Below are 17,063 nucleotides of genomic sequence, written 5' to 3' on the forward strand. Positions count from 1 at the left end.
CCCGCCCGTGACCGGGCAGGGGGCCGGACGGGATCCCGTGGGGCGGGACGGGTCAGGCGGTGCCGGCGGCGGCGTCGAGGAGCGGGACCAACTGCTCCTCCTCGCGGTCCAGGTGGGCCTCCAGCTCCTCCGTCAGACGGACCGCCTCGGCGCGGGCACCCTCCGCCGTCCCGCCGGCGGAGACCGCCCGCCGCAGCCGTTCCACCAGGACGGCGATCCGCTCGTGCTCCTCGCGGTGTCTGCTTTCTCTGGGCGGGCTTCTGGCACGGAGCGCGGTGGGCGCTGCGGTGCGTGGGCTGTGCGGAAGGCGCAGAGAAAAAGGCGGGAGTCCGGTGACCTGGACCACGCCCTCGCCGGCGGCAACGTGTGCGCCGTCGCGCAGCGCCGGGGCGTCGCCGCGTTCGTCGCCGACGGCCTGATCCGCGACCTCGCGGAGGTGCGCGCGCTGGGCTTCCCCGTCTTCGCCCGCGGCGTCGTCCCGGTTCCCGGCGGCAAGTCCGCCGTGCGGCCGCTGAACGAGCGGGTGCGCTGCGGCGGGGTCCACGTCGCGGCGCGGGACGTGGTCGTCGCCGACGAGGAGGGCGTGGTGATCGTCCCGGCCGCCCGCGCCGGGGAGATCCTGCCGGCCGCCCGCGCGAAGCTCGCCGAGGAGGCCGCCCGGTCCCTGGACGACTGGGAAGCGGCCCACCGCTCCCGCATCGACGCGATCCTCGAGGAGCAGGGGTACGAGGAGGCGGGACCGGTCGGCTGAGGGCGACACGGGGGCGCACTCTTGCAAGCAGTGTGCTTGCAATTGTTAGCGAAGGTGGTGCATGGTGGAGACATGGCATCGCTCAACGTCGGCAATCTCGGTGAGTACCTGCGCGAGCAGCGGCGCAACGCGCAGTTGTCGCTCAGGCAGCTCGCCGATGCCGCCGGGGTGTCCAATCCGTACCTGAGCCAGATCGAGCGCGGGCTGCGCAAGCCCAGCGCGGAGGTGCTGCAGCAGGTCGCCAAGGCGCTGCGGATCTCCGCCGAGACGCTGTACGTGCGGGCCGGCATCCTCGACGCCGAGCGAGACCGCGACGAAGTCGAGACACGCGCCGTCATCCTGGCCGACCCCACGCTCGACGAGCGGCAGAAGCAGGTGCTGCTCCAGATCTACGAGTCCTTCCGCAAGGAGAACGGGTTCGGGCCCGGCAGGACGGGCAGCAGGGACGAGACCGGCGGCACCGACGGCGCCGGGGACACGGACGGTGCCGGGGATCCAGGCGGTGCCGGCGGCCCCGGTGACGGTCACGGCGGCGACGGCGCCGGCAACGGCACCATACGGTCCGCCGCCGCTCCCGCACGGGACGGCGGCCGCCCCGGCCCCGCCGAGCGCCCCAGCTCCGCGTCCGGCGGCAGCGACACCGGTCCGCGGGAGGCGGCCGGCTGATACCGGGGCCCGCAAGGGCCCGGCGGCCGGTGCACCGCGGCACACCACAACCCTCAGCCGAAAGCGATCCGGGAGGATCATCACCATGGCCATCGCCGACGACCTGCGCAAGACCCTCAGCGACCCCACCCCGCTCTACTTCGCCGCGGGCACCGCGGACCTGGCCCTGCGTCAGGCCAGGAAGGTGCCCGCCCTGGTGGAGCAGCTCGCCGCCGAGGCCCCGGCCCGCATCGACGCCGTGCGCAACACCGACCCGAAGGCCGTCCAGGAGCGGGCCGCCGCCCGCGCCAAGGAGGCCGGCGCCCGCGTCAAGGAGACGCAGGCGACCGTCCAGTCCCGGGTCGGCGAGTTCCTGAACTCGCTCGACTCCGACCTGAAGAAGCTCAGCACGAACTTCGACGCCGACCTGAAGAAGCTCGGTGAGAGCGCCCAGGACCTCGCCCTGCGCGGGGTCGGCGTCGCCGCCGAGTACGCCGTGAAGGCCCGCGAGACCTACGAGAAGGTCGCCGAGCACGGCGAGCACGCGGTACGGACCTGGCGCGGCCAGGCCGCCGAGGGCATCGAGGACATCGCCGAGGACGTCGAGGAACTCGCCGTCGCGGTCGAGCCCAAGGCCGCCCCCCGCAAGGCGCAGCCCAGGACCGAGCCGGTCGTGGTCAGCGAGGAGAAGTCCGCCGGGGCCAAGGCCGCGCCGGCGGCCAGGAAGGCGCCCGTCAAGAAGGCCCCGGCCACGCGCCGGACCACCGCCACCGCCCCCGCGGCCAAGAAGACCACGCCGCCCGCCAAGTGAGGACCGCACGCCGGACGGGCCGGGCACCCTTGGGGTGCCCGGCCCGTTCTCCGGGTACGGTGGCGGCGTAGGCGTCGGAGAGAACGGGCGGTGGACGGCATGCTGATGTTGGGCTTCGCGGGGTTCCTGGGGATCCTCAAGATCCTGCTCATGGTCCTGGCCGCGTTCGGGCTGTGCGACGCCGCGATCCGGCGCGAGGACGCGTTCCGCGCCGCCGACAAGCAGAACAAGGTGTTCTGGCTGATCGTCCTCGGCCTGGCGCTCGTGGTGAGCTACCTGTTCTCGATCCTGTCGTTCCTGCCGATCATCGGCGTGATCGCGAGCATCGTCTACATCGTGGACGTACGGCCCGCGCTCAAGCAGGTCTCCGGTGGCGGTGGCGGCTGGGGCCGTCGTCGCGGCGGCAGCAGCAGCGACGGTCCGTACGGGCCGTACAACGGCGGCCGGTAGCACCCGCCTTCGGCCGCGGCGACCGTATCGCGCGTACGACCGTGGCGCGCGGGAAGCCGGGGTCCGGCGGCCCGCGCCCACGACTGCCTTCGGCGTACGACGCCCACGACCGCTCCCGCGGCCGACGCCCGAGGCTTCCCGGGTGCCCGCCGCTCCTGCCGCTTCCGGGCGCCGCGCCTACGGCTTCCCGGGCGCCCGCCGCCCCTGCTGCTCCCGGGTGAGCGCGCCCGCGATCCCTGGCGGCGCCGTACGGACGCCCGCGCCGTGCCGCTGCTAAGGCTCCCGGTCGAGCAGGACGACCGCGACGTCGTCCGTGAGTTCACCGCCGTTGAGCGCGCGGACCTCGTTGACCGCCTCCCGCAGCAGGTCCTCGCCGCGCAGCCCCTGGCCGAGCTGGCGACGGACCAGTTCCAGCATCCCGTCCTGGCCGAGCCGTTCGCCGTCCTGGCCCGTCCGGCCCTCGATCAGGCCGTCGGTGTAGAGCATCAGGCTCCACTCGGCGCCCAGCTCCACCTGTGTGCGGGGCCAGCGGGCGCCGGGCAGCAGACCGAGCGCGGGGCCGTTGTTGTCGTACGGCAGCAGCCTGGCCGGCAGGCCCGGCGTGATGACCAGCGGCGAGGGGTGGCCCGCCAGGCACAGGCCCGCGCGGCGCCCGTCCGGCGCGATGTCCACCGTGCACAGCGTCGCGAAGATCTCGTCGTCGGCCCGCTCGTGCTCCAGCACCTGCTGGAGCGTGTTCAGCAGCTCGTCGCCGCACAGCCCGGCGAGCGTCAGGGCCCGCCAGGCGATGCGCAGCTCCACGCCGAGCGCCGCCTCGTCCGGGCCGTGCCCGCAGACGTCGCCGATCATGGCGTGCACGGTGCCGTCGGGGGTGCGGACGGCGTCGTAGAAGTCGCCGCCGAGCAGGGCGCGCGAGCGCCCGGGACGGTAGCGGGCGGCGAACCGCAGCGTCGAACCGTCCAGCAGGGGCGTCGGCAGCAGGCCGCGCTCCAGACGGCGGTTCTCCTGCGCGCGCAGCCGGCCCTCGGCGAGCCGGCGCTCGGCCGTGTCGGAGCGCTTGCGCTCGACCGCGTACCGGATGGCCCGGCTCAGCAGCGGCCCGTCCAGCTCGTCGCGGAGCAGGTAGTCCTGGGCGCCGAAGCGCACCGCCTGGGCGCCGCGCTCGGCGTCTCCGGACGCGGTGAGCGCGAGCACGGCGTGCCGGGGCGCGAGCTCCAGCACCTGCTTGAGGACGGCCAGCTCGTCGTCGTCACCGGCCGGTCCGGCGCCGGAACCCGCGCCGGACCGGCCGGGGGCCGGGAGCGCGAGGTCCAGCAGGATGCAGTGGACGTCGTCGGTGAGCAGCCGCGAGGCCTCGGTGAGGTTGCGGGCCGTGCGGACGCGGATCGGCTTGCCGGCCGCGTCGAGCAGTTCGGGCACGATCGGGGAGCCGCCGGGATCGTCCTCGATCAGCAGCAGCGTGAGGTTCGTGCCGTGGGCGGCGTGGCCGGCGGTGCGGTCGTCCTTCTCGACCGTGGTGTCCTTCGCGTTCTCCTCCGGGGCTTTCGTGGCTTTTGCGGCTCGGGTGGCTTCCCCGTGCGGGGCCTGTGCTGCGGAGGGGCCGCCGCCGTGGGTCACGGTCTGCGCCAGGCCGCTCTCCGCGGCCGGTGTCTCTCGCTGCCGCGGTACGGGCACGGGCATCGTTTCGGGTTCCTTCCCTCCCCCCGCGGGCATGGCGGCACGAGGGACCTCGTTCCACCGACGGGGACCATAGCGGTAGTCGGCGCCGCGGGGGAATGGTGTGAGGCGCGTCGCTCGCGCTTCGGCCACTGTCATATGCCGCGATCCGCAACGGAGTTGGGCACCGTGCCGCGCGCTGTGGAATGACGAAGGTCACGTCAGGAGAGGTTTGGCGCCGACCGGGCGTGCGATGGGTCACATGGTCCAGGTCACCGGGCGGACGGAGCGGTCCTCCGCGCGGCGCCCGGGAGGGGGGAGGAGAGTCCTCGGGGCGGCGCCCGGGGTGGGGGAGGAGGCGCATGCGCCCCCTCGGCCGCGTCCGGGCCCAAGGGCGTGGGCCCAGCCCCCTTCGGTCCGTGTCCGCGCGCAGGGACGCGGGCCCCCTCGGGCCGTGTCCGCGCGCAGGGGCGCGGGAGGCCCGTCGCCCTCAGTCCGCGTCCGGCCGTACGACGCCCAGGATGGGCATCGTGCCCGCGCCCGCCAGCGTGACCGTGCGGCCGGGGCGCGGGGCGTGGACGATCCTGCCCTCGCCGACGTACATCGCGACGTGGCTGGCGTCGCCGAAGTAGATGATCAGATCGCCGGGGCGCATGTCCTTCACGGACACGTGCTCGAGCTGCCTCCACTGCTCCTGCGAGGTGCGGGGCACGGGGTGTCCGGCCGCCGCCCAGGCCTGCGAGGTCAGACCGGAGCAGTCGTACGTCCTGGGGCCCTCCGCGCCCCATTCGTACGGCTTGCCGATCTGGGCCGTGGCGTACGCCACCGCCTTCTTGTCCGCCTCGGTCGCGCCGCCGCTGACCTCCTTGAGGATGCCGGTGTCCAGCCATGCCGCCTGAGCCTGCTGGGCGGCCTGCCGTTCCAGCTGCGCCAGCCGCTCCTGCTGCCGCTTCTCCAGCGTGGCCTGGAGCTGCTCCGCCTCCTTGATCCGCTGCTGGATCCGCTTCTTCGCCGCGGCCTTGGCCTTCCGGTTGTCCTCCAGCTTCCGCAGGCGGTCGGCGGCGTCGGAGGCGTACTGCTCCAAGTCCTGCTGGGTGTGGGTCATGTCCTGGAGCAGCCCGCTGGTCGCCCGTTCGCCCTCCAGGAGCCGTCCGGCCCCGTCGAGGAACTGCTGCGGGTCGTTGCTGAGCAGCAGCTGGGCCTGGGGCGGCAGCCCGCCCGTGCGGTACTGGGCGCGGGCGGCGGCGCCGGCCCGGTCCTTCAGCTCGTCCAGCTTCCGCTGCTGCTCGACGATCTTCCGGGACAGGTCGGTGACCTGGGCGGACTGCTGCTCGGCCCGCTCCTCGGCGGCGTTGTACGCGTCGGTGGCCACGGCCGCGTCGTGGTAGAGCTGGTCCAGCTTCGTGCGGACCGCCTCCAGGTCCTTGTCCGGCGGGACCGTGACGGAGGGCGTGGACGAGGGGGAGGAGGACGGGGAGGGGGCGGCGGGCGGCTTCGTCGCGGGGGACGTCGGTTCCCGGTCGGGTCCCGCGCTCGCGAACGCCGTGCCGGACGCCCCCAGCAGGGTGACCGCGCAGACCACGGTCACGGCCGCCGCGAGCACACTGCGCCTGCCCCGTCCCATAACCCCGCCCCCAAGCTGATTTACCGTCAGTAACATGTCTCGTCCGGGGGATACTGCCACGACTGCGCCCGGAACGACAGGGCCCGGCCCCCGGTGCTCCGCCCGCACCGGCCCCCGTCTGTGGGACGTGCGGTCGGCAGAGATCGTTCCCCGCCGGTCCCTCCCGTCAGCCGCGCGGCGCCAACGCCCCCCAGGCCACCGTGACTTCGCCCTGCCGCCAGCGCGCGGGCCCGTCCGTCACCGGCCAGGCCGCCGCCAGGTCGCGCACGGCGCGGATCCACCGCTGCCGGGCCCCGTAGGAGGCGTAGGGCGCGGCGGCCGCCCAGGCGCGGTCGAAGTCGCGCAGGAACGCGTGCACCGGCTCGCCCGGGACGTTGCGGTGGATGAGTGCCTTCGGGAGGCGTTCGGCGAGGTCCGAGGGGCGGTGCAGGGAGCCGAGGCGGGTGGCGAAGGTGACCGTCCGGGGTCCTTCCGGGCCCAGGGCGACCCACACGTGCCGGCGGCCGATCTCGTCGCAGGTGCCCTCCACGAGCAGGCCCCCGCGCGTGTGCCCGTCCGCCGGGGCGAGCCGCGCGCACAGCCGCTCCCAGACGCCCGCGACCTCGGACTCGTCGTACTGCCGCAGCACGTTCGCCGCGCGGATGAGCTGCGGGCGCTGCGGCAGGGGCACCTCGAAGCCGCCGTGCCGGAAGACCAGGCCCTCGCGCTCGTAGGGGAGCGCTGCGGCGACCCGGGCCGGTTCGATCTCGACGCCGACCACGCGCGCGCGGGGAGCCGCGGTGCGCAGCCGCTGGAGCAGTTCGACGGCCGTCCAGGGCGCGGCGCCGTAACCGAGGTCGACGGCCACGGGATCGGCGGCGCGGCGCAGCTCGGCGCCGTGCACGGCCGTGATCCAGCGGTCCATGCGGCGCAGCCGGTTGGGATTGGTCGTCCCGCGCGTCACCGTGCCCACCACGGCGCTCCCGCCGCTCGGGCGGAGCCGGGAGGGCGGGCGGGTCGCTGCGCGGGATGTCATGGATACGAGGGTATGGGGGCACTCGCACTCCGACGGACGCCGCATTCCCCCCGGGCTCTGCGGAGGCTGCCCCGGGATTCCGCAGCATCCCCCGGGAGCCGGGCTTCCGCCGGGCCTTGGGGGGTGGTCCGACGGCGGGCGCCCGCCCGGTACGCACCCCGCCATCGAACGGTTGAGCGAGATTCGGTAATGATTGAGCAAAGAGCCCGGCGGTGGAAATGGCGGCGCCGCTCACGGCGTTGCCCCCTGAAGGGCGCACCGCGTCCCGGGTCCGGCATGCCCGCAGCAAGGAGGAACGCCACGTGAGCCAGTACGTCGGCAGGCTCGGGCGCCGCTCTTCACCGGCTCCCGCGCGGCTGCGGCTGTCCCGCAGGCCCCGGCGCGTCGCGATGCTCTCCGTGCACACCTCGCCGCTCCACCAGCCCGGCACGGGCGACGCGGGCGGCATGAACGTCTACATCGTCGAGCTGGCCCAGCGCCTGGCCGACCAGGGCGTCGAGGTGGAGATCTTCACCCGGGCCACCGCCGGCGGCCTGCCGCCCCGCGTCGACCTCGCGCCCGGAGTCCTCGTCCGCCATGTCGACGCCGGCCCCTACGAGGGCCTGGCCAAGGAGGACCTCCCGGCCCAGCTGTGCGCCTTCACCCACGGCGTGATGCAGGCCTGGGCCGGTCACCGCCCCGGCTACTACGACCTGGTGCACTCGCACTACTGGCTCTCCGGGCACGTCGGCTGGCTCGCCGCCCAGCGCTGGGGCGTGCCCCTGGTGCACGCCATGCACACCATGGCCAAGGTCAAGAACGCCAACCTGGCCGAGGGGGACACGCCCGAGCCCGCCGCCCGGGTCATCGGGGAGACCCAGATCGTCGCGGCCTCCGACCGGCTGATCGCCAACACCGACGACGAGGCCGAGGAACTGGTACGGCACTACACCGCCGACCCGGCCAAGGTCGCCGTGGTCCACCCCGGGGTGAACCTCGACCGTTTCCGCCCCGCCGACGGCCGCGCCGCCGCCCGCGCCCGCCTCGGCCTCCCGCAGGACGCCCTGATCCCGCTCTTCGCCGGCCGCATCCAGCCCCTCAAGGCCCCCGACGTGCTGCTCAGGGCCGTGGGCGTGCTCCTCGGCGAGCGTCCCGACCTGCGCTCGCGCATCGTCGTCCCGATAGTGGGCGGCCCCAGCGGCAGCGGCCTCGCCAAGCCCGAGGGCCTGCAGAAGCTGGCGGCCCGCCTGGGCATCGCCGACGTCGTACGGTTCCGCCCGCCCGTGGGGCAGGAGCAGCTCGCCGACTGGTTCCGGGCCGCCTCCGTGCTGGTCATGCCCTCCTACAGCGAGTCCTTCGGGCTGGTCGCGATAGAGGCGCAGGCGGCCGGCACACCGGTGCTCGCGGCGGCGGTCGGCGGCCTGCCGGTGGCCGTCCGCGACGGCGAGACCGGCTTCCTCGTCCAGGGCCACGACCCCGCGGCCTACGCGCGCGTACTGGGCGACTTCGCCGACCACCCGCACCTCGCGGACCGGATGGGCGCCGCCGCGGCCCGGCACGCGCGGTCCTTCGGCTGGGACGCCTCGGCGGCGGCCACCGCCGACGTGTACACGGCAGCGCTGCAGTCCCACCGCCGTCGCGTACGCTCCCACCATGGGTGACACGGACAAGGCAGGCCAGGCCCGGCAGGTTCTCGAAGCCGTCTTCGAGGACACCGAGCTGGAGTGGGAGTCCCCCGAGCCCGGCAGTTACGTCGTCAAGCTCCCCGGCACCCGCAAACTCTCCACGACCGTCTCCTTCCTGGTCGGCCGTCACTCCCTCTCCCTCAACGCCTTCGTCGTCCGCCACCCCGACGAGAACGAGGCGGGCGTCCACCGCTGGCTCCTGGAACGCAACCTGCGGATGTACGGCGTCAGTTACGCCGTCGACCGGCTCGGCGACGTCTACGTCACCGCCCGCCTCTCCCTCGCCTCCGTCACCGCCGACGAGATCGACCGGCTGCTCGGGCAGGTCCTGGAGGCGGCCGACGGCGCCTTCAACACCCTGCTGGAGCTGGGCTTCGCCTCCGCGATCCGCAAGGAGTACGCGTGGCGGGTCTCGCGCGGCGAGCCGACGCGGAACCTGGAGGCCTTCACGCACCTGATCCAGCGTCCGGCCGACTGAGGACCGGGCCGGCCGGCCGCATGGCGCTCAGCGTGCGCCGCGCCCCCGGTAGCGCCCGGGGGTGACCCCGACCAGCTTCTTGAAGTGCCGGGTGAGGTGCGCCTGGTCGTAGAACCCGGTCACCGACGCCACCTCGCCGGGCGGCAGCCCGTCCAGCAGCAGCCGGCGCGCCCGCCCGACCCGGCGGGACATCAGGTACTGGTGCGGGGCGATGCCGAACGCGCCGCTGAACGCCCTTACCAGGTGCGCGGGATGGGCGTGCAGCAGCCGCGCGGCCTCCTCCAGCGGGACGCCGTCCACCACCCGCGCGTCGAGCAGTTCGCGCAGCCGCCGGGCGAGCGCGGGGTCCGGCCGCTGCCGCTGCCCCGGGTCCGCCGGCCGGCGCCGCAGATGGTCCCGCAGCCGCTCCCCGACCAGCGCGAGCCTGCTCTCCGCCTCCAGTTCGTCACCACGGCGCCCGAGCGCGGAGTGCAGCCGGCCGACGCGCCGCCGCAGTACCGGGTCGCGCAGGTCCGGTCCGTCCACGGCCGCCCCGATCAGTTCCTCGCCCAGGTGGCTGCTGTCGAGGTACACGACCCGCTTGCGGAAGCCGCCGGGGACCGCCGGGGAGCCGTTGTGCGGCACGTGCGGCGGCAGCAGGGAGACCGTGTCGTGCGGGGTGCCGTGCTCGTGCCGGTCCAGGTCGTAGCGCACCGCGCCGTCGTCGACGATCAGCAGCGTCCACGCGTCATGCACGTGCATCGGGTAGGAGTACGCGGGGAAATGGGCGTGGAAGACCTCCACGACGCCCGCGACCCGGGGTCGCCAGGCGGAGACTTCGGCCTGTCCGGCCAGTTCGGCGGCCACGCAAAGAACGTACAAGACCCGGTGCCGGGGTGCCCGGCAGTCTCACTCCATGAACTCCGAGCCGAACCCCGAACCGAACTCCCGGCCGAACCCCTCTGAACCGACGTCCCGGCCGGCCTCCGGGCCTGCGTCCGAGCCGGTACCGGACGCGCCGGTCCGCTTCGACACCAAGATCGCCGTCCTGCTCCGCGAGGACCTGGAGACGTGGCAGCGCCTGAACGTGACCGCCTTCCTGGTCAGCGGCCTCGGCACCACGGTCCCGGAGGTGATCGGGCAGCCGTACCAGGACGCCGACGACGTCTCCTACCAGCCGATGTTCCGCCAGCCCGTGCTGGTCTTCGAGGGCACCAAGGAGACGCTGACGGCAGCCCACGCCAGGACCCTGTCCCGGGCCCTGCCGCGCGCGGTGTTCACCTCGGACCTCTTCGCCACGGGCAACGACCGCGACAACCGCGCGGCGGTACGGGCGGTGCGGACCGCCGGCCTGGACCTGGTGGGACTGGCGGTGTACGGCCCGCGGAACGCGGTCGACAAGGTGCTCAAGGGGGCGCGGATGCACCCGTGAGGCGGGCCGGGCTCAGCGGGCGGCCGCCCCCGGCCCCTGGTTCCTCACGCCGTACTGACCTCGGAGGACCGCTCCCCGGCAGCCGCGCCGGCCCCCGCCGTCCCCTCCGCGAACGCGACGGGTTCCTCCTTCGGCAGGCTCCGCATCAGCGCCCCGTAGCCGACGGCGGCGACCATGCCCACGGCCGCGCACATCCCCCACAGCCACTGCGCGCCGAGCCGGTCGATGACCGCGCCGGACATCAGCGGGGCCACGAGGGCGGCGAGCGACCAGGACAGGGAGTAGACCCCCTGGTAGCGGCCGCGCCCGTGCACGGGGGAGAGGCGGACGACGAGTCCCGTCTGCGTGGGGGCGTTGATCATCTCGCCCAGCGTCCAGACGCACACCGTCAGGGCGAACACGCCGACCGACCCGGCGAAGGCGGTCAGCCCGAACCCGTACCCGGCCAGCAGGGACGAGACGACGAGCAGCCGCTTGGCGTCCCGGTGCTCGATGAACCGGGTGACCGGGATCTGGAGGGCGACGATGAGGATGCCGTTGACGGCGATGGCCACACCGTAGTCGGCGGGCGTGAACCCGGCCCGGCCCATGGCCACCGGCAGACCGACCGACCCCTGCTGGAAGACGAGCGCGACCAGGAAGGACAGCCCGACCACACCCATGAAGCGCCGGTCGCGCAGCACGGCGGCCAGCCCGACGGACGCCTCCGCGCCGTCCTTGCCGCCCTGCGTGCCACCGGCGGGCCGGGACTCGGGCAGCTTCAGGAACACGACGACCGCGCAGGCCATGGTCATCCCGGCCTCGATGAGGAACCCGGCGAGATAGCTGAACTCGGCGATGAAGCCGGCGGCCATGGAGGAGACGGCGAAACCGAGGTTGATCGCCCAGTAGTTCAGGGAGAACGCCCGGACCCGGTCCTCGGGCCGCACGATGTCCGCCATCATCGCCTGCACGGCGGGCCGCGAGGCGTTGGAGGCCATGCCGACGAGGAAGGCGACGGCGGCGATGGCGACCGGATCGTGCACGAAGCCGAGCAGCGCGACGAAGACGGCCGTCGCGGCCTGCGCGACGAGCAGGGTGGGCCGCCGCCCCAGCCGGTCGGCCATCACGCCGCCACCGAGGGAGGAGACGACCCCGCCGAGCCCGTGCAGCGAGGCGACGAGACCGGCGTAGGAGGCGGAGTACCCGCGGTCGAGCGTGAGGTACAGCGCCATGAACGTGGCGACGAAGGCACCGAGCCGGTTGACCAGGGTGCTCGTCCACAGCCACCAGAACTCGCGGGGCAGCCCGGAGACGGTCTCGCGGGCGGCGCGTCTGAGACTGGTGACGGACATGGACGACCCCCGATGTAAGTGCCTGGTGCGGAAAGCGCGACTTACGCGCTGCCGTACGCACAACTTACGAGCACAGCCGGACGGCCAACCAGTCAATTAACAGAAGCAGTCAACTGTCGCCGTACGGCGGTCCGTCCCACCGTCTGCCTCGCGGTGCGTCTGTCCGCCTGCCGGGCGCACGGGCGGCGCGCCGAATGCGTGGATTAGGCTCGGATGCATGGCCGACGCACCGTACAAGCTGATCCTCCTCCGCCACGGCGAGAGCGAGTGGAACGCGAAGAACCTGTTCACCGGCTGGGTGGACGTCAACCTCAACGAGAAGGGCGAGAAGGAGGCGGTCCGCGGCGGTGAGCTGCTCAAGGACGCCGGCCTGCTGCCCGACGTGGTCCACACGTCCGTCCAGAAGCGCGCGATCCGCACGGCCCAGCTCGCCCTGGAGGCCGCCGACCGCCACTGGATCCCCGTCCACCGCTCCTGGCGCCTGAACGAGCGCCACTACGGCGCCCTGCAGGGCAAGGACAAGGCCCAGACCCTGGAGGAGTTCGGCGAGGAGCAGTTCATGCTCTGGCGCCGCTCCTACGACACCCCGCCGCCCCCGCTGGCCCGTGACGCGGAGTTCTCCCAGTTCTCCGACCCGCGCTACTCGACCCTCCCGCCGGAGCTGCGCCCCCAGACGGAGTGCCTGAAGGACGTCGTCGTCCGCATGCTGCCGTACTGGTTCGACAGCATCGTCCCCGACCTCCTCACCGGCCGCACGGTTCTGGTCGCCGCCCACGGCAACAGCCTGCGCGCCCTGGTCAAGCACCTCGACCAGATCTCCGACGCCGACATCGCCGGCCTCAACATCCCCACGGGCATCCCCCTCTCCTACGAACTCGACGCGGACTTCCGCCCCGTCACCCCGGGCGGCACCTACCTCGACCCGGACGCGGCAGCGGCAGCGATCGAGGCCGTGAAGAACCAGGGCAAGAAGAAGTAAGCGCCCACGAGTAAGCCCCCTGCCCGCGGGTTTTCCGCTGGGAGGGGGCTTTTCGCTACCTCTGGGCCGTCGCCGGGCCGTGTTCGGTCACGAGCGAGGCTTCGTGAGGACCTCGGCCTTCACCTGGAAAGCCACCAGGAACGCCGTCGCGGCAGCGGCCGCCACCGGTGCTGCGGACCAGACGCCGAGAGAGCCGATCGCGCCGCCCACGAGGATGAACGGGAGCTCTCGGGGCGCCAGGTAGAGCGCAAGGCCAGGGCGTGACAACATATCCTTCTCCAGTTGTGCGTTTCGGCATCCTGCTACGGATCTTGCAATGCGCCGAAGGAGACGAGAGCCACCCCATGCCCGGGGTGGCTCTCACCATTCGGCAAGCAGGACGCTACCCCCTGTCGAGGGATCTCCACAAATTCCCTGCCAAGGGTCTTCCTTGGGTTTCACTCTGTCCTTCTTCGGGGGTTCGAGGGCCCTTCTCGGGTGGCGCGGCCAGCTTCCTTCCGCGGAAGGGGCAGGTCTTCCGTGGAGGGGTCATCATCCCAGGTCAGCGGGCTAATGCATCAGAATACTGATCACGGGCAACCGGCTCGGCAGCTACTCGTGACGAAGTACTCTCGATGACTTATCTATCTGCCGTGAAAGATAGCTAACGGGCCTGTTATTTTCAGGGCTGACAGCTATCCCGGATAGTTGCTTCGCTAAATGGTGAAGCGGAATTAGAAGCGGACTACGTCTAATCTGACCAGCTTTCGCTGTAGAACGCTCGTGCACGGCGATGACGCCGGCTGCGCCGAGCGCCGGTATCCACGCCTCCCTCGGGCCATCCAACCTGACATCACCAACTGACGTAAGCGAGGTTGGACGCAGACGGCCTTGAGCGACCATGCGCGCCATACCGGTAGGAGCGCGAGGGACCGTATCCCAGTCTGCTGGAGCACCAGCACTTGGTCGAACAGGTGTACGCGCGACGTGATGTACCGACTCGCGCGCACGGAGCCTCCACACCGCTGGCTCTGCGCCCTACCCAGCGATTGCACGGCGCCGCACGCTGGGTGTCGGCCGAGTCTTCGAGCGAACTACCAGAAGGGGCTCGGAGCGGATCGCCAGGATGCGGCGAGTGCGTCGACCAGGAGGAGACCCCGTCCGTGCGGGTCGTCGGTGTCCGGCCGGCGGAGGCGCACGCTCGCCGGGAGTCCCGGATTGTGCACCACCACCCGGAGCGAGGGCCCTGCCCGGAACCACTCGACCCGTACGAGCCACGCCGCGTCGGACCGTCCGTGAAGAACGGCGTCGGTCACCAGCTCCGAGACCATCAGCACGCAGTCGTCGATCGAGCAGAGCGGCCGGTAGGGGGCGATGAACCTCCGGAACCAGCGTCGCGCTCGGGGGGCGGACTCGGGAGTCGGCCGTAAGAGCATCATGCCGAGCCGCGGTGACTCCTCACAGGGAGACCGGTCGATGACAAAGGTCATCCGCACTCACCCCTTGCCGTTGCCGTCGTGACCACGACAGCGCTGTTCCGGCCGTCGAAGCGTCTCGATCGGCACCTACAGATTTCGATGACGGCCCGGCCGCCTCTTGGCGGGTGCAGATGCCGAACGACGGCACGCAGCCCCCTTCGAGCAGAGAGTTCGGACGCGGCATCTCTAGACATCTACCCTCCCAGTATGTGTCTAGAGATGTCAATCGGCGGGCCGGGTGGGACCTTTCAAGGGGCTGGGCCTCGCGGCTGTGATTACGCCCAGCAAGCGATCCCCCGGACCTATGGCCTAGGGTGTCTAGAGAGGCGAGGAGGGTTCCGGAATGGCGACTACCGACGACGACCGTCAGCCCAAGTACCAACGGATCGCGGACTTTCTGCGCGAGGCGATCCGGTCGGGCGAGTACGGTCCCGGTGATCGGCTTCCGGGAGAGAACGACCTCATGACCAGGTACGGGGTGGCTCGCATGACCGCCCGCCAAGCTCTCGGCGTCCTGCGGGACGAAGGCGTCGCCGAAGCCCGCAAGGGCGCCGGCGTGTTCGTCCGGGCCTTCCGCCCGATCCGGCGCCGGAGCATCGACCGGCTGAACCGCGAACAGTGGGGCAGCGGCCGTTCCATCTGGTCAGCGGACATCGACGACCGGGCTCTTGAGGTCGACCAGGTCACCGTGTCCGAGGAGGCGGCGCCCGACCGCATCAGGACAGTCCTGAGCCTCTCCGACGACGCGACGGCATGTGTGAGGCGCCGGCGCTTCGTCCTGGACGACAAGCCCGTCCTGCTGGTGACGAGTTATCTCCCCATGGCGCTGGTGGCCGGATCCGCGATCACCCAGGAGGACACCGGTCCGGGCGGAACCTACGCCAGGCTCGCCGAACTCGGATACGGACCGGTGCACTTCCGCGAAGAGATCCGCTCCCGCATGCCGTCGAAGGACGAGGCCGCGCAGCTGAGCATGTCCACGGGCATCCCGGTCATCCTCATCTGCCGCACCGCCTTCACGGCCGAGGGCGACCCCGTCGAGGTCAACGAGATGATCCTGGACGCGGCCTCGTACGTCCTGGAGTACGACTTCGACGCGACCCCGTGAACTGTCCGTGTAGACGTGCGGAACCCCGCTCGATGCCCGGCGGTTCAGCGTCAGATGATGCTTGACGCCTGACCCGGGCAGCGTGACTTACTGTCTGTCATGGCCGACCGTTTCTCTGAGATCACCTCCGTGGAGGAGTTCATCCGGCTCCGACGCAGCGAGGATCCGGCGGAGTCCAACCGCTCGGCCTGGGCGCCCTTGCCGCCGGCGGTCTGGTGGGATCTGGTGCGCAACCATCCCGACATGCGTTTTTGGGTCGCGCACAACAGGACGGCCCCGCCGGAGATCCTGGCCGAGCTGATCGAGGATGCCGACTGGCGGGTCCGCAACCGGGTGGCGAGCAAGCGCAACTGCCCGTCTGAGCTGTTGGAACGGTTGGCCGGCGATGCGCATGACTCGGTGCGAAGGCTCGTCGCAGGTCATCCCCGCTCACCGCGCTCGGCAGTCGCGCGTCTTGCTGACGACCCGTGGCCGGTCATCGCGCAGGAAGCCCGTGCTCGCCTGGCCGAGTGGCCGCCCGGGGAGTCGCCCGAGCCTTCCTGACTCGGCCGTCGGACGCGCGCAGCCGAGCCGAGGCGAGCGGTCTCCCGTACCAGGCGAAGCCACAAGGCCGAGCAGCAACCCGTTCGAGGCAGCCGGATGACGGCACCGGGCGCGGACCTCAGTGATCGAAGTGGTCGAGGCGGAGACCCTGGATCAGAGCGTCACCGGCAGATCCCGTCTGGGGCTGTCACCCCCGTGAGCAGGGGGTTATCCCCACCGTGGACCGGGCAGGCCGCCGGATGGTTCGGGGGAGGGATACAGCGGAGGCTGGAGGTGTTCACAGCCTCCAGGGAAGGGATCCTTCGTGTTCAGCTTGAAGTGGGCGGCGCGCCGTCGTACCGCGCGGGCCGCCGCTGTCGTCGCTCTCGCCGCCGCGGCGTGTGCCGCCACCATGAACGGCAGTGCCCAGGCGATCGTCAACGGGACGGATTCCACCGAGCGTTACCCGTTCATGGCGACGATCCCGGAGACCGCCCCGTCGGCGGGGCTGGACGACGGCATCTGCGGGGCGTCCCTGATCGACCGGCAGTGGGTGCTGACGGCGGCCCACTGCGTGGCCGAGCCGGAGATCGAGCTGAAGGGGATCGTCCGGATCGGCAGTGCGCACCGTCAGTCCGGCGGCACCGTGCGGAAGATCGGGAAGATCGTGGTGCACCCCGGGTACGTGAACGGCCAGGGAGCGGCACCGAACAAGGACGACGTCGCGTTGATCCGGCTCGACCGGCCGGTCGGTGAGAAGCCCGTCCGGATCGCGGGGCGGGCCGGGGAGCCCGGCACCCCGACCCGGCTCCTGGGCTTCGGCACTGTCAAGGACATCACGCAGCTGCCCGACGCGGTCTTCCCGGACCGGTTGCAGGAACTGGAGACCCGGCTGGGAACCACGGCCGAGTGCGCCCCCGGGTACGCGAACGACTCGCGGCTGTGCACCATCAGCCGGGTCCCGCACGCCATGGCCTGCTTCGGGGACTCCGGCGGGCCGCAGCTCCAGCGTGGCCGGAGCGGGCGCTGGGAACTCGTGGGCGTGACATCGGGTCCCGGTGCCCCGGGCGTCGCCTGCTCCGACGGACCCGGGCTCTACACCAGCGCTCCGGCCTACGCGGACTGGGTGCGGAAGGTCCTCAAGGACAAGGCCTGACC

17 protein-coding genes and 1 pseudogene are annotated in these 17,063 nt (G+C 72.2%); 11 read left to right on the plus strand and 7 right to left on the minus strand.

Annotated elements, in window-relative coordinates; translation table 11 throughout:
- Positions 1 to 52: 52 nt before the first annotated feature.
- Positions 53 to 346 carry a hemerythrin domain-containing protein gene (locus tag AC6I72_RS17145; protein WP_498001724.1) on the minus strand — a complete coding sequence of 98 codons (294 nt, stop codon included), beginning with the start codon at positions 344 to 346 and terminating at the stop codon, positions 53 to 55.
- Here AC6I72_RS17145 and AC6I72_RS17150 point away from each other — a divergent pair.
- From AC6I72_RS17150 to AC6I72_RS17165, 4 genes and pseudogenes are all read left to right on the plus strand, one after another.
- Positions 326 to 751: pseudogene (locus AC6I72_RS17150) on the plus strand (RraA family protein); the annotation flags it as partial. The gene AC6I72_RS17145 and the pseudogene AC6I72_RS17150 overlap by 21 nt on opposite strands.
- Positions 752 to 823: 72 nt before the next feature.
- Positions 824 to 1,417 (plus strand): helix-turn-helix domain-containing protein, encoded by a 594-nt coding sequence (locus AC6I72_RS17155; RefSeq protein ID WP_498001726.1) that lies wholly within the window; start codon positions 824 to 826, stop codon positions 1,415 to 1,417.
- A gap of 85 nt (positions 1,418 to 1,502) precedes the next feature.
- Complete coding sequence (locus tag AC6I72_RS17160) at positions 1,503 to 2,207, plus strand: hypothetical protein (protein WP_498001728.1); 705 nt, start codon at positions 1,503 to 1,505, stop codon at positions 2,205 to 2,207.
- Positions 2,208 to 2,306: 99 nt separating this feature from the next.
- The gene (locus AC6I72_RS17165) at positions 2,307 to 2,657 is read left to right on the plus strand and encodes a DUF2516 family protein (RefSeq protein ID WP_498001729.1); all 351 of its coding nucleotides are present in this window, start codon (positions 2,307 to 2,309) and stop codon (positions 2,655 to 2,657) included.
- A 273-nt stretch (positions 2,658 to 2,930) separates the two neighbouring features.
- Here AC6I72_RS17165 and AC6I72_RS17170 read toward each other — a convergent pair whose 3' ends face one another.
- The 3 genes from AC6I72_RS17170 to AC6I72_RS17180 all read right to left on the minus strand — a co-directional run bounded on the left by AC6I72_RS17170 (position 2,931) and on the right by AC6I72_RS17180 (position 6,952).
- Positions 2,931 to 4,337 carry a PP2C family protein-serine/threonine phosphatase gene (locus AC6I72_RS17170; RefSeq protein WP_498001731.1) on the minus strand — a complete coding sequence of 469 codons (1,407 nt, stop codon included), beginning with the start codon at positions 4,335 to 4,337 and terminating at the stop codon, positions 2,931 to 2,933.
- 466 nt (positions 4,338 to 4,803) lie between these two features.
- Positions 4,804 to 5,937 carry a C40 family peptidase gene (locus AC6I72_RS17175; protein WP_498001733.1) on the minus strand — a complete coding sequence of 378 codons (1,134 nt, stop codon included), beginning with the start codon at positions 5,935 to 5,937 and terminating at the stop codon, positions 4,804 to 4,806.
- A 166-nt stretch (positions 5,938 to 6,103) separates the two neighbouring features.
- A complete protein-coding gene (locus AC6I72_RS17180; protein WP_498001735.1) occupies positions 6,104 to 6,952 on the minus strand; it encodes a class I SAM-dependent methyltransferase in 849 nt (282 codons plus the stop codon).
- Between the two features lie 302 nt (positions 6,953 to 7,254).
- Between AC6I72_RS17180 and mshA the strand changes: the two genes are divergently transcribed.
- Positions 7,255 to 8,592 carry a D-inositol-3-phosphate glycosyltransferase gene (gene mshA, locus AC6I72_RS17185; RefSeq protein ID WP_037857120.1) on the plus strand — a complete coding sequence of 446 codons (1,338 nt, stop codon included), beginning with the start codon at positions 7,255 to 7,257 and terminating at the stop codon, positions 8,590 to 8,592.
- The gene (locus AC6I72_RS17190; RefSeq protein WP_498001736.1) at positions 8,585 to 9,094 is read left to right on the plus strand and encodes a type III secretion system chaperone family protein; all 510 of its coding nucleotides are present in this window, start codon (positions 8,585 to 8,587) and stop codon (positions 9,092 to 9,094) included. Before mshA ends, AC6I72_RS17190 begins: the two co-directional genes overlap by 8 nt.
- A gap of 27 nt (positions 9,095 to 9,121) precedes the next feature.
- Here the strand turns inward: AC6I72_RS17190 and AC6I72_RS17195 are convergent, their stop codons facing one another.
- The gene (locus AC6I72_RS17195; protein ID WP_498001738.1) at positions 9,122 to 9,940 is read right to left on the minus strand and encodes a helix-turn-helix transcriptional regulator; all 819 of its coding nucleotides are present in this window, start codon (positions 9,938 to 9,940) and stop codon (positions 9,122 to 9,124) included.
- 49 nt (positions 9,941 to 9,989) lie between these two features.
- Between AC6I72_RS17195 and AC6I72_RS17200 the strand changes: the two genes are divergently transcribed.
- Positions 9,990 to 10,505, plus strand: coding sequence for a DUF2000 family protein (locus tag AC6I72_RS17200; RefSeq protein ID WP_498001739.1), 516 nt, complete (start codon positions 9,990 to 9,992; stop codon positions 10,503 to 10,505).
- A gap of 44 nt (positions 10,506 to 10,549) precedes the next feature.
- On the opposite strand, the gene AC6I72_RS17205 is transcribed toward AC6I72_RS17200, so the two are convergent.
- A complete protein-coding gene (locus AC6I72_RS17205; protein WP_498001740.1) occupies positions 10,550 to 11,839 on the minus strand; it encodes an MDR family MFS transporter in 1,290 nt (429 codons plus the stop codon).
- 217 nt (positions 11,840 to 12,056) lie between these two features.
- Between AC6I72_RS17205 and AC6I72_RS17210 the strand changes: the two genes are divergently transcribed.
- Positions 12,057 to 12,818: a phosphoglyceromutase gene (locus AC6I72_RS17210; RefSeq protein ID WP_498001741.1), complete on the plus strand. Its 762-nt coding sequence runs from the start codon at positions 12,057 to 12,059 to the stop codon at positions 12,816 to 12,818.
- Between the two features lie 1,073 nt (positions 12,819 to 13,891).
- Here the strand turns inward: AC6I72_RS17210 and AC6I72_RS17215 are convergent.
- Complete coding sequence (locus AC6I72_RS17215) at positions 13,892 to 14,287, minus strand: ATP-binding protein (protein WP_498001743.1); 396 nt, start codon at positions 14,285 to 14,287, stop codon at positions 13,892 to 13,894.
- A 331-nt stretch (positions 14,288 to 14,618) separates the two neighbouring features.
- On the opposite strand from AC6I72_RS17215, the gene AC6I72_RS17220 reads away from it, so the two are divergent.
- The 3 genes from AC6I72_RS17220 to AC6I72_RS17230 all read left to right on the plus strand — a co-directional run bounded on the left by AC6I72_RS17220 (position 14,619) and on the right by AC6I72_RS17230 (position 17,061).
- Complete coding sequence (locus tag AC6I72_RS17220) at positions 14,619 to 15,383, plus strand: GntR family transcriptional regulator (protein WP_498001745.1); 765 nt, start codon at positions 14,619 to 14,621, stop codon at positions 15,381 to 15,383.
- A gap of 99 nt (positions 15,384 to 15,482) precedes the next feature.
- Positions 15,483 to 15,926, plus strand: coding sequence for a hypothetical protein (locus AC6I72_RS17225; protein ID WP_498001746.1), 444 nt, complete (start codon positions 15,483 to 15,485; stop codon positions 15,924 to 15,926).
- 304 nt (positions 15,927 to 16,230) lie between these two features.
- Entirely contained in the window at positions 16,231 to 17,061 is an 831-nt protein-coding gene (locus tag AC6I72_RS17230; RefSeq protein WP_498001748.1) for a S1 family peptidase, read from the plus strand.
- The last annotated feature ends 2 nt before the right edge of the window (positions 17,062 to 17,063 follow it).

The organism is Streptomyces sp. Xyl84, from assembly GCF_059731885.1.